This is a genomic window from Trichocoleus sp. FACHB-46, assembly GCF_014695385.1.
Lineage (GTDB): Bacteria > Cyanobacteriota > Cyanobacteriia > FACHB-46 > FACHB-46 > Trichocoleus.
This window is the reverse complement of sequence record NZ_JACJOD010000032.1, coordinates 1-16,290: the sequence shown is the minus strand read 5'-3', so window position 1 is coordinate 16,290 and position 16,290 is coordinate 1. Positions and strand designations below refer to the sequence as shown.

At 47.4% G+C, this 16,290-nt stretch carries 7 protein-coding genes; 6 read left to right on the top strand and 1 reads right to left on the bottom strand.

What is annotated here, in order from left to right; genetic code table 11:
* Positions 1 to 48: 48 nt before the first annotated feature.
* A complete protein-coding gene (locus H6F72_RS20245; protein WP_190439951.1) occupies positions 49 to 933 on the bottom strand; it encodes a GNAT family N-acetyltransferase in 885 nt (294 codons plus the stop codon).
* A 175-nt stretch (positions 934 to 1,108) separates the two neighbouring features.
* Between H6F72_RS20245 and H6F72_RS20240 the strand changes: the two genes are divergently transcribed.
* The 6 genes from H6F72_RS20240 to H6F72_RS20215 all read left to right on the top strand — a co-directional run bounded on the left by H6F72_RS20240 (position 1,109) and on the right by H6F72_RS20215 (position 16,069).
* Positions 1,109 to 2,350 carry a hypothetical protein gene (locus H6F72_RS20240; protein WP_190439949.1) on the top strand — a complete coding sequence of 414 codons (1,242 nt, stop codon included), beginning with the start codon at positions 1,109 to 1,111 and terminating at the stop codon, positions 2,348 to 2,350.
* A gap of 327 nt (positions 2,351 to 2,677) precedes the next feature.
* Positions 2,678 to 4,489, top strand: coding sequence for an ATP-binding protein (locus H6F72_RS20235; RefSeq protein WP_199299211.1), 1,812 nt, complete (start codon positions 2,678 to 2,680; stop codon positions 4,487 to 4,489).
* A 2-nt stretch (positions 4,490 to 4,491) separates the two neighbouring features.
* Positions 4,492 to 6,594: a hypothetical protein gene (locus tag H6F72_RS20230; RefSeq protein ID WP_190439945.1), complete on the top strand. Its 2,103-nt coding sequence runs from the start codon at positions 4,492 to 4,494 to the stop codon at positions 6,592 to 6,594.
* A gap of 221 nt (positions 6,595 to 6,815) precedes the next feature.
* Positions 6,816 to 9,170 carry an ATP-dependent helicase gene (locus tag H6F72_RS20225; protein ID WP_190439940.1) on the top strand — a complete coding sequence of 785 codons (2,355 nt, stop codon included), beginning with the start codon at positions 6,816 to 6,818 and terminating at the stop codon, positions 9,168 to 9,170.
* 129 nt (positions 9,171 to 9,299) lie between these two features.
* Positions 9,300 to 14,885, top strand: coding sequence for a sacsin N-terminal ATP-binding-like domain-containing protein (locus H6F72_RS20220; RefSeq protein ID WP_190439937.1), 5,586 nt, complete (start codon positions 9,300 to 9,302; stop codon positions 14,883 to 14,885).
* Positions 14,885 to 16,069: a PD-(D/E)XK nuclease family protein gene (locus tag H6F72_RS20215; protein ID WP_190439934.1), complete on the top strand. Its 1,185-nt coding sequence runs from the start codon at positions 14,885 to 14,887 to the stop codon at positions 16,067 to 16,069. Before H6F72_RS20220 ends, H6F72_RS20215 begins: the two co-directional genes overlap by 1 nt.
* Positions 16,070 to 16,290: the final 221 nt, after the last annotated feature.

Genomic DNA, 16,290 nt, shown 5'->3' with positions numbered 1-16,290 from the left:
TGGAGAAGATTTGTCGCACACAGGTATAAGGGCTTACGATTGAAGGCCCTACTTTTGTTGAAGGGATTTCTCGTAAATCCAAAACTCTTCTTCTGGGAGCAACTGATATCCAGCCTTTTGCAGTGCGTTGAGGATAGGCTCCCTCTTAGGAAAAAAGCCGCTGACAGCTTCATAGCCTTGCTGCCGTGCTAAGTGACACATCCCACTCAACATAACTGGCAAGCTGTCTTCCCTACCCTCAATACAACCAACCCATAGTGCCTCGTTAGAACTTTCTAGATGACTTTGAAGAAAGACACTTTGCAAGACTTTTTCGTGTTCGATCCCCCATACTAAGCCTTGGTTTAAGCGATCGCGGAGCACTTGAGCTGTCAAGGCTTGCCACTTGGCTCCTCGGCACACAAACAAGCGATTGGATTGAGACTGATGGACCAGAGACCTAGCTGCATCAAAGGATTCTAAGCCGAGCCGTGAGATTTGTGGTGTAGAGCTGTCTGTTGCATCGGCTCGATGCAAAATGTAGTTATCAATTTTGTGATAGCCTTGCTGCTTCATAAATGGATGTGCAGCTGTATTCCAAGTTGCGACGCAACAGCGGGTGATAGTCACACCAACTTGCTGCAAGTACTGAGAAATATGAGCTTCTAAAACTCTTGCCAGACCCAGTCGGCGATATTGAAGATCAACCCGTAAGCCTTCCCACCAGCCCTCTTGCTGCGACAGCTTCACAGCTCGTGCCATTGCTACCGGACGTTCCTGCAAAACTGCCACGAAAATCTGTCCAGAGGGATCAGCTAGCCACTTATCCCAAACTTCAGGAATATAGTCTTCTGCATCCTTCCAGGTGTGCTGGCAGAATTCCATCACTACTGGTTTGTCATCTGGTTGGGCTGGTCGTATGACAATATCGTTCACTGCATCAGTATTGGGCATTGTGCGATCGCCTCTTTAGGCTTTGATTTGCTCGCTATTTGTATGGTAGAGGGCTGTGGGATTGGTAGAGTAGAACTACCAGTTGAATGTAGAGTCGTATAGCCTCGATCTAACTGGAGGCTACCGATAGCGTATGACTGGTTGTTCAGAATTGATGGAGTAGGGAGCCAAAAAGTTGCGTTTTGATTTGTACTTGCAGGCGGAATTTCAAGAACAGTTAGACGCAATTGTGGGCGACATGCAGTTATGGCAAGGGCAAATTAGCCCTTGTGAAGGGGAAGAGGCGCTTCTCCGCAAATGTATACAGTGTTTTAGTCATACAACTCAGCGAGAAGCTCTACTTGTAGCGGGCGTCGATGGTAGTGGTGACTTTCCGATGCTAAGCTACGCTGACTCTTTTGTTTACATGTCGGTAGCTCAAGCGACTGTATATGCTGCTGATTTTGCTTATGGTTTACGTGAATTAGAAGATCCCTTGGGGCGATCGCTAGGGATTTCGTGGTTGCCTGAGCATAACGAAAGAGGGCCAGTCGCTTTTGAAAAGGCTTTGGAGCGAGCGGCAGGCTTGATGTCGTTAGGTTGGTCTTTAATGGATGTGATCCAAGAATCTGATTATCGTCAGCTTAAAGCTCAGGAGACTGGCAAGAAGAGCATAGGCAAACCTGGAAAGCTCTTTGAGGATTTGATCCGCCCTCATGCCAGTGACACGGGTAATGTTGCAATTCAATTGCGCTCGACCGCTGAGATGGGTGCAGCCTTTCGCCTGCTTGTTGGCAATCAGCCTTTGAACTATCTGCTGATGGACACTACCTTTGCTTTACCTTTGGTAACAAACCCGAAGAATTCTTTGTTTTATGAGCACCTAAAACGGCTTTGTTGCGTAAAAGCTCGTGGGCAAGACATTGGCTTCTTCACGCTCTCTAAATCGCATGGCTTGCCAGGAATGGAATTTTTGGAGCGAATTGCTGCCGAACTACAAGGTCTGGTAAAGGGGGATGTGGCAGAACACTGGTATTTAAGAGTCCCTGAACCAGATCAGGATCAATGGGCACTCTCAATGGCTCAAGGGCGACGCCTGCCACCACCGGGAGCCGTTTCGTATCTAGTTCGCTTTCATAAAAACACGCCCGTAATGCGTCTAGATATGGACCGAGCTTACTGGAAAACCTTTATCAAAGGCTCTAATGATAGCGAAACCCAACGCAACGAGTCTAGAGTTTTTGAGGATTTGGACTATGCTTCTCATGATCAGCGAGCTTTTGGCTACCCCTACCCAATTAAGGCAGCTCACGATCGCGCCTCCCTGACTCAAACTGAACGACTTACCTACCGTAAACAACTAATTGCTAAGGCGATCGCTGGAGGGATGAATCCAAACTTATTCCGAGATCCTTCAATGGCGACTGGTCATCGTTAACTTCCCTTCATAATCCTTACTTTTAGAAAAATGACCATTAGGATTGTGAATGCCCATTCGCAGAGTCCGCATCTTAGCTAAGTGAGCCTATGCCGCTTGTATTCGTTCATGGTATTGATATTTGCCATGAAGAGGAGATTGATCAGAACATACAGCTTCGTAACTCACTTTCAAGCCAGTACTTCTTGAAAGAACTCATTACTACGCTGCAAACTGCTCTCTGCAAGAAACCTCCTGAGCAGCTACCTTTATCATTCCATCTTGGTTTTCTAGAGGACACGCTACATCTGAGCTGGGTAACAGAGCTTACCGCATCTACTAGCACGGATGGCTGTTATTAGTATGGACAGCTTGATCAAGCAGCTGGGTAAGCGGTTTGGAGTCTTAGCTGAAAGCGACACTTACCAGCTAACAGTGGTGGCGGAGAATGCGGATGTGGCCGTGGGGGATTTATTTCTCCTACCAAGTCGTCGGGGAGGGCAAGAGCGCTTCTACATTTTTCGAACGACTCAATATGCCAATATCATGAACCGGGCATTAGAAATAGATGACATTGCCCGTAATAAATTGACGATGCCAGATTCTTATCTGAGCCAGAATTTGGCAGAGGAACTGCTGATTAAGTTGACAGGTATCGTGTTGGGTTATGCAGAGGCTAAAGAGAGGGAATGGACGTTTCACAAACCTCGTCGGTTGCCAGAACACCTATCTAATGTATTCCGGGTCGATCCTCAGCAGCCTGAGGTTGCAGAAGTGATGCGATCGCTGCTTGCCAGTCAACTTGGGGATGAAGGGCTTTATGTTGGGGACTTGTTAGCGGGAGAGCAAGCATTAGAAGGAGTCAAGGTATTTCTACCTGCTTATGCGTTGTCACACCATTTAGGAGTGTTTGGCAGGACGGGTGCTGGCAAGAGCAACTTGATGATGGTGCTGCTGAAAGCTGTGATGGACTATAACCAAGCAGCCACGCAGCAGAAGAGTCAAGAGGTGAACAAGCCTTTGGTGAGTATGCTGGCGATCGATCCTCATGATGAGTTCCGCTTTTGGCATGGGGCGATCGGAGGTAAGGACGGTGTTCATGGCATTGTGAAGGGCTACTCGTCGGAAGAGCGTAAGGCACTGGTAGAACCTTTCTATTACCTGACTGCACGGGAGGTTGGAGAGAAGGGTTTGGAACGGCAGGTCATGTTGTCGAGGGCAGATGTGCTACCGGATGACCTGAGCAGTATCAGTGAGTTTAGCGAGCAACAGGTGGCATTCGCTCAGCAGCAGTTTGCTCTATGGGGGGAACAGTGGATCGGGCGAGTGCTACTGGGAGATACGCAGGGTGGAGCAGGGGGCTTTGAAGGAAATGTGGATTTTCTGTCGGGGACAGTGGCAGCCGTTCAGCGCAGGCTGAGCTTTTTGCGGCGAGGGCAAACGAGGCTGTTTTTACCCTTTGACCCGGATGTGGGGTATGAGTATGAGTCGCTGTTGCCAGAGATTTTGTGTGCGTTGGAGCGGGGTCGAATTTTGATTGTGGATACGACCTTGATGGGGGAAATGGAGCAGTTTTTGCTGACGACAGTAGTGGCGCGATCGCTCTTTACATTGCGACGGACGTTACGGAGTGTGGCAAGGGTGGATGAGTTACCTCGCGCGATCCGTGAGGCATTTGGGAATGATGATGAGCAAGGGCAGGTGGGTCTGCGAACCTTAGCCGATGATTTGGTGCAACGGGTCGAGGATGGGCGGTTGCCCTATGGGGAGGGAGGTGTATTGAAAAGCCCAGATCAATTGCCCTATGTCAATGTGGTTGTAGAAGAGGCTCCGAGCGTGCTGAACCCACAACGGATGAAGTTCGGCTCCGTATTCCGGGATATTTCGCGGCAGGGGCGGAAGTTTGGCATTGGGCTGACAGTTGTGAGCCAGCAGGTGAGCGAGATTGATGATGGGGTGCTGTCGCAGATTAATACAGAACTGGTGATGGCACTGGGGAATGAGTTAGAACGGAAAGAGGCTGTTCGCAATGCCTCGGCAGATTTGTCGGGGTTTGAGCGGGAGTTACAGGTGATGGGGAAGGGACAGGTAATTGTCTCGGCTTCTTACAAAGATGTACCGTTGCCTGTGCAGGTGCCGGAATTCGATCAGATGGAATAATTATGCCAAGAGATAGGACAGGAAATCGCTATGAACAGCTTTTAGAAGCTTCTTTACTACATCTAGACTATACCCGCGACAGTGATATAGGACTGAACTATATTCGTCCATCAGTCCGTGGGCAGGTGATTATTCCTGGAACTTTTATTCAACCTGACATTGTAATCCGCCAAGACACAAGTATTCGAGCCATTTTATATGTGACGCATTGGAGTAACCGACGAAACTCAAATTTTAAGTTTTGGAGAACTTGGGAAGAGCTAGCTCAGCAAAAGTTAGCTATCGGAACAGATTTTGTAGCAATCAACTGTGTTTTTGAAGCTCTACCTCCTAACAGCAGCCCTTTTGATTACATCACTAGCGATGAACTACCTCCAGATCCATCACGAGATGACGGGATACCGATCTCATTTAATGGATGGTATGGAGCAATAAGTTGGTCACTAGTTGAATCTTTCGATGTTTCTTTGATTTTCCCAAACAGCTATGAACCTTGCAGTACACAGCTTGATTTGATAAATGGGCAGCATGATGTAATTACTAGCAATTTATTAGAACTAACCTTAGCCAGAACGGCAAAGCCCTATCTCACATCGCAATGGCAAACGCTTCAAACTATTCAAAGTCAAGCCATTGGAAATAACCTCATTAACCTTCAAGACACTCAAAGTCGCTATAGGATTGGATTACTTCATGTTTACCTATTTTATCGTCTTTTTCACTACCTTGTTCCCGATGGGGGACTAGATTTAGATGAGTTCGTAAACGCTCTGGTAAGTACCGATCAGAATCAGGTGAACTTGGATGCGCTGATTCAAGCTTCAGCTTTTGCACAAATTCCTCGACAGCAGTTGATTGAAGTTTTCTCCGAACTTTCTCAAGTTTATGTTCGCAAGAGCCAAGATGCCGAAACCTTCTGCACAATGACTAGCCTTCATAATCCAATTGCAGGAGGAAGCGTACACAGAATTCGTTTCAATCAAGACCTTCGGCTTTGTCTTCAAGACCTAGGACAGCATTTGAATGAACCAGGATTTGTAGATGCAATCCAAAGAGCCTTCGGACGTTTTGATGCAACCCTTGGTATTAATGAATGCTTCGAGGATCTCGCGAGCCAGCCGTTGGTTGTCTCTAAAGAGAATTTTATTCGTCAGACGTTTTTGACTGCCTTAACAACTGGAGACGAAGCTACTCTCGATAATTTGCTACAAACCCATGCTAAAGAGTTTAGTCCTGAAAGAAGCGCAGTCTCTACCCATCAGCAAAATTGGGTCTTTGAAATGCTGCTTTACCTGGCAGGCTTAACCAGTGATGAAGATATTCAGACCAAATTGAAAGAAAATTTTGAGGCGATCGCCCATCCACATCTTCTACAACCTCATGCACCTTATGGAGATGAGGCTAAGCTGAGCCGATACCTTCTTCAAGGCAGAAATATTTGTGGACATTGGTCTTCGAGAAGCTGCAGACAGACATTGACCGAAGTAGAATTCCGTACCTTTAGCTGGCGAACTGTTGCTAAATCTGTGCTTCAAGCTTTTCAAGAAAAGGGAAGAGTAATTCGTGGGCAGGAAGAGGTGATTAGAAGATATATTCAAACCAAATCTATGCGAATTATTGGTGCTGACCTTAATAGTTTTCATATCTTACTTGAGCATTATCTGGGAGATTTGTGTGCTTTTGCTTTTGACGAAAACGCTACCAGTAACACACGAAGTCAGAGAATTTGCCCTTCTTGGCAAACTGATGTAATTGGAAAAATTTGGAATGGAAGACCGTTAGAAACCTGGATGGAAGGACTTTCTCTTAACCGTCAGTGGATGATAAAAGCTCAGTCTGCTCCTAGTAATCCTGGTGATAAAACTAAAGAATTAGCAGGTCGGTGTCGTGCGCTTCGCCTAGCCTGGTCACACGGAACCGATCCACGCGATCGCTCACAGTGGTCATTCAGCCAACGTCCTCTCCCGAAACTTGCCATCGTTCTTGATGGCGATTGGGACGCAACCAAAAAGCGTAACCTCTATGAGGCAGGATGGGATTGGGTTGGCGATGTTTCTCAGCTTCACGAGCTTCGCCAGTTGATTCAAGCAACGTCATCCATTTGAATAAATTGCGTGTCACCCATTAACTAAACACTGAAGTTACAATCTGCCAAAGCTCTCAGTTCAACTTACTTTTACGAAAAGGCACCTTGAGTAAAGACTCAGTGAATTCGCTATGCCTTACCTCAATTTTTGCCTGTTAGTAGTGCTGATTAAGTTAAACCGGATTGAGGGAATTATTCAACAAGAAGATAACCTCCCCTCCTGCACTCTAGCTAGGCATCATGACGTTTACTTCACCTCAGCCAACTCAGGGGCTTGGGCTAATCCCCCTGGAAGAGTTCTACCGTGCTTACAGTACTTTCCGTAACCTTCCTAACGATGAGCAGGCTGAGGCGATCGCCCAACCTCCCAGTGAACCTCTCTTTATTGTGGCTGGACCCGGTACTGGCAAAACAACCTGTCTCACCGTCCGTATTCTCAAGCTAATTCTGGTGGACGGTGTCCCACCTAAAGCTATCCTTGCTACCACCTTTACAAAGAAAGCAGCAGCAGAATTGCGATCGCGCATCCTTGGTTGGGGCTTCCAACTACTTGAAGCACTCCAAACTGACTCTCAAATTCCTACCCAGGCTAAAGTCGAACTGGCCAAAGTAGACATCAATCAGGTTCTCACAGGGACGATCGATAGCCTCTGCGAGCGGATCTTGCGCGACTTCCGCGATCCTGGCACCCAACCTCCTATCCTTGCTGACGATTTCGTCTCCAAAACGCTTCTGCTCCAAGCAGGGCTATTCAAAGATCGCCGAGATCAAAACGGGGAGTTAGACGAATTCCTGCTAACTCTACAAGGCTCCCGTTGGAACTGGAATGTTGGCAAAAAGACTAACCTGCTTCAAGAAATTTGGGATCGTCGGTTTCAAGACCAGGTTGATTGGGGCAATTTTCTCACCAGCGGTTCATCCAATAGCGAACAAGTAGCCGTGGACCTCATTGGAGAGGCGATCGCAGATTACCAGCAGGAGTTGGGCGATCGGTTAATGGTCGATTTTGCTTTGCTAGAGCAGGAAGTTCTGAACCGCTTACGCCGGGGAAAACTGACCGAATTTTCTCAGCAAATTCAAGTTGTGCTGGTGGACGAGTACCAGGATACCAACCTACTCCAAGAAGGGATCTATTTTGAACTGGCCGAAGCCTGTGATGGGGCTATTACAGTTGTAGGCGACGATGACCAGAGCCTCTACCGCTTTAGGGGAGCGACCGTCGAACTGTTCAGCGACTTTGGCGATCGCTACGAAGCAGTGTTCTATCGCCAGCCAAGCACTATTTTCCTGAGGACTAACTACCGATCAACCCGAACTATCATTCAGTTCGTTAACAACTACGCAACACTTGATCCTGGCTATCAAGCTGTCAGAGTTCAAAACAAACCCACCCTTTTACACGGACCGAATGCCGATGTTGGCATTCCAGTTTTAGGAATGTTTCGACTAGACATGGATACTCTCGCCAACGATTTAGCAAGCTTTATCCACCGCATTTTTCGAGGCATTGGCTATACCCTTCCTGACGGCACCAGGATTGAGTGTAATGCCAATGGAGGAGATTTAGGCGACTGTGCCCTGCTTTGTAGCAGTCCAGCAGAATACAACACTAGCGGGAACCAACGTTTGCCGCTACTCCTACGAGAACAATTGCTGGGCAAGACCCCACCCATTAAAGTCTTCAATCCCAGAGGGCAAGATCTGACCGACATTGACGTTGTTGCTTATTTTGGTGGGCTATTACTGGAGTGCCTCGACCCAGGAGGAGCAATCGAAGCCAATACCAGTGGATTGAATGACAGCATCACGAACACCTTCGCAGATTGGCGTGATGCAGCTATCCGGCTGGTTAGTTCCGCCAGCGCACCAGCAGGACTTTTGGAGTTTGCTCAATGCTGGGCATTACGAGACCCACGGAGAGCAGGTTTTCGCTGGTCACCAAATGTTCCCGTTCTAGCACTCATTTATGGGCTGGTTCACTACTTCCCATTTCTCCATGACGATCCAGAGGGGCAGATATATCTAGAGGTTTTCACTCGCCAAGTTTCAGCTTGTCAGCAGGTAGGTAGTTTTTCTGGGAGGGTTGTAACCGACCCAGATGAACCAGGTTTGTCCGAAGCCTCCGTCAAAGAGCTACTGCGGTACTTCCTGGCACCGATCGCCTCTGGCACAGTTAAAGTCAACGAAGACCTAATGGAAGCGTTTCCGCGCGATCGCCTCAGCATTCTGTCTATTCACCAGTCAAAGGGTTTAGAGTTCCCGCTCACGATCGTCGATGTTGGCTCTGACTTTAAGAGCAACCACGCTGCACACCGATTCAAACGTTTTCCAGAGAGAGGCGGCACCCCGCACACAATGGAGGATTTGCTGCGCCCTCATACAGATTTGAATGCCCCCATTCGAGGAGGGCGCGATCGCACGTTTGACGATCTCTACCGCCAATTCTTTGTCGCCTATAGCCGTCCACAGGAGGTTCTACTTTTAGTTGGGCTAATGGCAACACTACCTGGTGGCAGAGTCCCAAACATAGCGACGGGATGGAATCGAAATGGAACCTGCCCTTGGGGTGGAAATCAACCCTTTCAAATGATTTGAGTGAGGTCTTATTACCTAGCTTTCGTGGAACTACACCACTAGCGTACGGCAAACCCGTTGGGGATTTAATTGAAAGCCGTATAGCTTTGACTGAATTTACATTAAATATTACAAGGTATAGGCCAGTATATGGAAAAGGTAGGGTTGGGCGAGGGCGAAGCTTGGTATCAAAGCGAACCGCTCACCACACGGTTAAAGAATTTAATTCGAGACTATCCAGAAGGGGTTGGCATCATTAAGGAGCTAATCCAAAACGCTGATGATGCGGGGGCAACTCGTGTAGAAATTGTCTTCGATTGGCGGACCCACAACTTTACCCAGCTACCCGACCCTTGCATGAAAGCTTTGATGGGGGCTGCCATGCTGGTCTATAACGACTCCATATTTACCGATCAAGACTTCCAAAACATCCAAAATTTAGGACATAGCGGTAAGCGAGAAACCCTCTGGAAAACAGGTAGGTTTGGAGTCGGCTTCAATTCTATTTATCACGTTACCGACTACCCAAGCTTTATTTCTCGCGATCGCATTGTCTTCTTTGACCCTCATGCCACTGCAATTCCGGGTGCGTCTTTAGGGCAACCAGGACGTAGCTGGCGATTCTCAGAAGAGGGATGGTGGGATTACCCGGATTTCATGAAGGTTTATGAGCCGGGGGGATTGCAACCAGACACACTAGCTTTTGAGGGAACACTCTTCCGTCTGCCTTTACGAACTACCACTCAAGCAAAGCAGAGCAAGATTCGGAATGAGCCATTTACCCAAGAGAATGTACGCCAACTGTTGATGGAGTTTGTCAAAGTTGGGGAGGAGATGCTGCTCTTTCTTAAATCGGTTCTTGCAATCCGGGTTAGCGAAATTAGTCCTGATGGCAGAAAAAGTACTTTACTTGGCATTTCAACCCAGAACGACCAAGAGGTAAAAGTTGAACGGAATAAGCTGCTTGCTCCCTTGCAGGGAGGGGCAGAGGCACTGCTCACCCTTTGCCAGAGTCATCCAAATGCTCTTCCCGCAGTTTCGTACCAACACATAATTCAGGTTGCCACTACTCAAAATCAGACAACTTCAACTTGGCGCGTCACCAGCTTGATCCGTGCAGAAGGCGAATTGCTCAAGTTAATGCGGGAACTGGCAACACAAGGTGAGAAAGCAGTTCCTTGGGCAGGAACCGCTGCCTTGATTTCTAGAACGAGTAATTTACAACCAAAAGGTTTTGTAGGTCGAGCCTACTGCTTTCTTCCACTGCCTCAGGAAACAGGGCTTCCTGTTCACATTAATGGCTTCTTTGATCTGGATTCGTCTCGGCGCGAGTTAACCAGCGATACGCTTACAGGTAGGGACGCAAAGCGAGTGCTTTGGAACCAACTGCTTGTGCGCCACGTCTTGTCGCACGCTTACGCCAATTTGATTCAGAGCTTAGTCGAAGATATTGGGGATACAGATCCTGCACGATTCTATAAGTTCTTCCCCACTCAAAGTTCAACCAAAGCTTTAGCAGAGTTGCCAATCTCTGTCATCAAGCTGCTCCACTCGAAAAGAGTTATTCGCTCCGCAATTGAGCATTCTACTGTTCACCAGAATGGCCAACGACAGAATGGTAAAACGAACTGGGTTACGCCTCAGACCATCAATATCCTTCCTAAAGGTTGGGCTCATCTACTCGAACCACTACGGTTAGATGGTGTTGACTTGCCTGATCCGACTTTGCCTCCTGAACTAGAAACTGCATTTAAGAGTGCCGGGATTCCCTTTAAAGTCTTTGAGCCAGAGGATTTGCGATCGCGACTGCTAACGAACAAACCTTTAGGAATGCCTGTGGAAAATGCTCCTAGAGCGTGTCTCCGGCAGCGAGATTGGGTGGTGAACCTGCTGCGTTACTGCTTAAGTGATGGTTGCCGCCATGTAAGGGGGTTGCCATTAGCAATTTTGGCAGATGGAAAGCTGCAAACCTTTGGATACAATCCGTCAGGCTTGATCTACCTTGTACCCAAGGACGAAGAGGAAATCCTGATGGATCACATCTTCATCGACCACCCTAACTGGTTCCTAGACCCAGATTTTGCACATCAGGTGAGGGCAAGTAGCGACTGGAAGGGTGTTTCCATGCTTACTCCCATAGAGGTAGCTAAACGGTTAAATGACTTAATTAATCCAGATGACGATGTTAAGGTCAAGTGGGAACCCAATGGAAAACAAATCCCTAATGTAGAGTGGCTAACAAAGGTTTACAGTTACCTTGCCGATCTTAAAAGTCTGCCACGCGATGAGTTTATAAAAGTACCATTAGTCCCCTGCAATAATGGTTTTTTGTATGTAGGCGGAAATGTCATAACGCCCCTGTGGTGTGGGTCTAATACATCAAGGGAAATGCTAGATACCCTACAGTACTTTGGCATTCCACTAATTGAGACGCAGAAATCTTTGCAGAGAGCTATCGCTACATTTCTCAGTCGTCATCCCAATCAACTAATTTATCAACTCACTGTTCCTGACTTAATTGATACATTAGAAGCTCAGAAAAAACTGCCTGCCTACAATTCAGATCTATACAAGGGATTGGTTAGTTTTCTATCCGATCGCAATTGGATGCATGGGGAAGGAAAGAATGACGACGATCGCAAACAAAAGCTGCGTCAGTTGCACATTTATCCAACTGTTGAGGATCAGCCAACGAATTTGAAGGATGTCTATATACCTGGTGGTTACATTCCTCCTAAAGTTGCTGGTTCTCTAAAGCTGCTCTGTTTAGGAGTCAGCGAAAATGGCCAGGAATGGAAAGCGTTTTATGATTTTCTGGGTATTCCTGTTCTAGATCATGCAACGATGATTCAAAATTTGCTGAAGGATTACGGTAATCTTCAGCTAAACCAGCAGCTAGAAGCTCTGGAGTGGATACGAGTCCACTTGAGCATTGCTCAAGATGAGTTAGAGAAACGCAATCGAGGTGTTGATCTGAAAAAACGAGTGCGAGAAGCACCTCTCATTCGCTGTACAGATGGTCAATTGAGAGCAGCAGTTACCATTTACGATCCCAGAACATACAGTTCAGTGCGGCAAGTGCTGGGAGACGGTGCTCATTCACCTGATATGGCAATCTACAAAAACACAGAGCACTGGCTTGACTTCTTTCGGGAGTTGAGGATTCTGATAACACCCAGCGCAAAAGACTTGCTGGCATATGTGGATCGGCAAATTCAGCAGGCAAAGAATGGGGTAACAAATGAAATTGCCAAGCATTTGACAGATATATTTAGTCACCTTGAGAAACATTGGGAACGCCTAGACAGAGAAAAGGTACTTAACGGAAAAACCTTAACTGAAGCATTGAAGATGCGGGCTTGGCTTCCTGTTGAACGAGATCCTGAAAGGCTTAAGCGATTTCCAGCATTTACGATTCCACAGAATAGGCTATATCACAGTTCCGAGGTCTACTTTAGTCCTTACGGATCTCTCGTAGCTAGTCAGAAGCCTCTGTTTCCCGTTAGTAAGCTGCCACCGAAAGAGTTTCAAACAGCGTTGGGATTTAGTACTTATCCTGACCAGCAATCCGTTGTTTCTCACTTCAAAACACTAATTGATTTATGGAGTACAACTCGTGGAGACGGTATTGATAACGAAGCTTTCCACAAGGCGGTGCAAAACATTTATGTCTACTTTCACAATACCTTCTGTAGCACTGGCTCTTCTGAAAAGGGGCAACAATGGTTACGAGATCAGCTAGACGGTTACGAATGCTTATGGGACTACGGACAATTTTGGTTGCCAGAGCATACATTTCAGAGGAAAATACCGTTTTTTGGCAAACGTAGACAGAAAATTCTGATTGATAAACCACAAATTCGCCAGGTTTATGAGCTATTGGGTCAGAAGAAATCGCCTGATATCAGCGACTATATAGCCTTTTTAGAAGAGGTAGCAGCAGACTGCAAAGGAAATCCTCTCAACGAAGATGATGTGAAGTGTGTCTACGAGGTTCTAAAGCTCCTAGCCCAGGATTTAGGAATAGAACAACGTTCTGCGGCTGATTACGACTTGCTACTTCTAACAGATAATAATTTACTGTTGCCACCCAATCAGATTCTTATCCCTGATGCACCCTGGCGACTTAATGCAATTGTTGGTCGCGAGCAAGTTAAAATTTTGCATCCTGAGGTACCACATAGTTTAGCAATTGATGCAGGTAGCCGTTCATTACTAAACGACGTGATTGAGATTCCAAATAGTATTGAGCCTACAAACGACCAGGATGCGAGTAAGCTTTGCCAAAAGTGGCAGAAATTGCTGCGATCGCCAGAATTTATTCAAGGTTTAGAGCGGCTCACTATAGATCAACATGGATTAGACAATACGGTGGAGTTGAGTTGGCTGCTAAGGGCAGAGGTCAAAGCGGCAGCAGCAATAGTTACCAAATTGCAACTAGACGGCTCTGACATTGCTTCAGGTCTGCAAGGAAACTATTTCTTTAAGCGAAACAGTTGCGTGTTCTACCTCAGCCACAAAAGCGAAAAATTGATGCGTAACTATCTCACTGATAGCCTCAATCAGCAGTTAGGTGACCTCAAGTTGGCTGATACGGCTCGTCTACAGACAATTATTGAAAGTCATCCATCCGAAATCGAACAATTGCTGGATGAGCTTCGAGTTAAACACCTTAAACGATCGCCTTTAGTGACAGCACCGTTTGAAGAAACGGATGAGGACGAAGTTGATGAAATTTTTGATGCTGATTTCTCAGACGAGTTTGCAACAGATAATGCAAATGAGGGCACTACAAGAGATAACAATGGGCGGGAGCTAGCAAGTGCTGCCCCAACTTCAACCTCTAATGGTCGTACTGAACAAGCAATCACTAAACCCTCTAATGGCAGTGTTCCACAACAACCCGTTCCTAAACGTACCCCTACTCCATCTACAGCCAATAGCTCTCCAGTAGTTTCATCCTCTGTTTCCCCAATCTCTACTCAGCCCACTGCCAATCCAATTATTAAGCCTGTAAAACCCACCCTAGTAGCCCCACAGAGAAGAGGCATTTTAGATGTAAAACCTGCTGCTCAGTCCGCTGATCAAGGTGATTCAGAGGGTGTTGAGCAAAATGATTCTGAAGAGAAGGATCGCCAGCCTAACTTAATTTCCTCCGTTTCCAGGAGAAACAATGTGATTCGGTTAGGGCGATCAGGCGGATCGCGGCGATCGCGAAGCACTGGCAAGCGACAATCCCAACCGAGAACAACATATTCGAGTCAGCAGTATCGAAATGGCGTCCGTGTTCGCTCTGGTCTGGAAGTCGATCCGAACAAAAATGCAGAAGCGGAATTGACAGAATCCGAAGCGAGAAAGATTGACCAGGCTGGAATGGCACGAGTGATGGAGTATGAGCGTCGGCATGGCCGCGACCCTCAGGATATGAATGAAATTGACCCTAACCACCCAGGTTACGATGTTGAGTCAAGGGATCAGCGATTGGGCGAGGTGCGCTATATCGAGGTCAAGTCTCTGCGGGGGATGTGGGACAGACGAGGTGTTTGTATGTCTCTAAAGCAGTTTGAAACAGGCAATGAGAAGCAAGATAGCTTCTGGTTGTATGTAGTGGAACAAGTCGAATCAGACGAGGCTAAAGTAACGCCCATTCAGAATCCGGTTGGGCTAGTAAGTGAGTTCTTCTACGACGATAGCTGGCGGCAATTGGCAGATGATGAAATGAGTGGGGTGGGCTAATGCAACTTTCTCAACGTCCTGCGGTTTATGCACTTCCTTCCTACAGCTTGACTGGCGATTTACTGGGCTTCTTGCGGTGTGGGCTTCAGTATCGATATACACGCATCGGCAAATTGCCTTCGACTCGTCCGGTGCAAGCGTGGTTTGGTCAGTTCATTCATGGAGTGTTAGAGGAGTCGTATCGTCGGTTTGATGAGTCTCGGAAGAGGGGAGCAATGAATTTGCCACCCTGGTCAGAGGAGACGATCGCCGGAATTTGTGAACTCATCAAGAAGCGGCTAGCAGCGCAACAGCTTTTCCCCTGGGGAGCAGACCTGGAGGAATTAGGATACGCCAGAGCTAAAGTGGCTGTGAATGAATTGGGACCACAATTGTTTCCTCTGATCCACCGAGCAGAGGTGCGGTTGACGGGGGCAAGAGCATTACCACTCGCCCAGATACCCCCTGAGTATAGATTCCGAGAAGCCGATCGCTACGAGATGATGGGCGTAATTGACGTTGTAACGAACGTCCAGCTTTACGACCCAGATTTGTGGGGGAATCTATTGGTGAAAGAGCTTCTGACAGATTTTAAGGCGCGATCGCTCAAGCCTCCTGGTGAGTTTGAGGTGATTATCGACTACAAGGGAATGCGTCGCCCATCGCAGAAGCCAATTGACCCCAGTAAGCCCAGCTTTTGGGACATTTATGGTTGGCAAGCTCAAACCTACGCTCACTTGCGGCAGGCACAGGAAGACAGTTTGCCTGTAATGGCTGGAGTGATTATTTACCTGAATGAGTTGCTGCCGACGAAGGGAGATCTGCGGCGACTGCGGGAGGAGATTGCAAACGGGGAGACTGATGTCGTGCCAGAACCGGGAAGTGAAACGGAACAGCTGCTGCGGGAGTGGAAGGATCGTAAGGGGGAGGAGCCTCCGATTTTGCCGTTTGAGTTTCGGCTAAAACGGGGTTTGCGAGTTCTACCAGTGGCAGAAGCAACCATTGCCCATGCCCTCCAGGAGTTTGACAGTGCCGTTGCCCGAATTGAAATTTGCCGAGGGAAGGAGTTGCAGCAGGGGCGGGTATTGTCCACCTGGGAGAAGAATGCGGAGGATGAGAGTACCTGTGCTGCCTGTGATGCGAGAACGTTTTGCCCTAGCTATACGGCAGAGACGGAGCCTAAGTTGCCAGGAGTGAGAACGTAAGACTTGCTGAATCAGCTTCAGCTAGAGGCGAAGTAACAATAGAAATTACTCGTCTCTATGGGATCTTCTGACCGACAGAGTAACTGATAGACCATCTAATTCTTCTCTTACAGCAGTTATTGCTTGAGTAAGCCACAGTTTGATAGTCTAAGTGAGTCTTGCAAGATGAGACGATGACCACTCATGCCTGCCCCATTGTCTGTTGATTTACGGCAACGAAT

Coding starts and splice junctions, on each gene's coding strand:
- H6F72_RS20245 (WP_190439951.1), bottom strand. CDS start 933: ATGCCCAATACTGATGCAGTGAACGATATTGTCATACGACCAGCCCAA.
- H6F72_RS20235 (WP_199299211.1), top strand. CDS start 2,678: ATGGCTGTTATTAGTATGGACAGCTTGATCAAGCAGCTGGGTAAGCGG.
- H6F72_RS20230 (WP_190439945.1), top strand. CDS start 4,492: ATGCCAAGAGATAGGACAGGAAATCGCTATGAACAGCTTTTAGAAGCT.
- H6F72_RS20225 (WP_190439940.1), top strand. CDS start 6,816: ATGACGTTTACTTCACCTCAGCCAACTCAGGGGCTTGGGCTAATCCCC.
- H6F72_RS20220 (WP_190439937.1), top strand. CDS start 9,300: ATGGAAAAGGTAGGGTTGGGCGAGGGCGAAGCTTGGTATCAAAGCGAA.
- H6F72_RS20215 (WP_190439934.1), top strand. CDS start 14,885: ATGCAACTTTCTCAACGTCCTGCGGTTTATGCACTTCCTTCCTACAGC.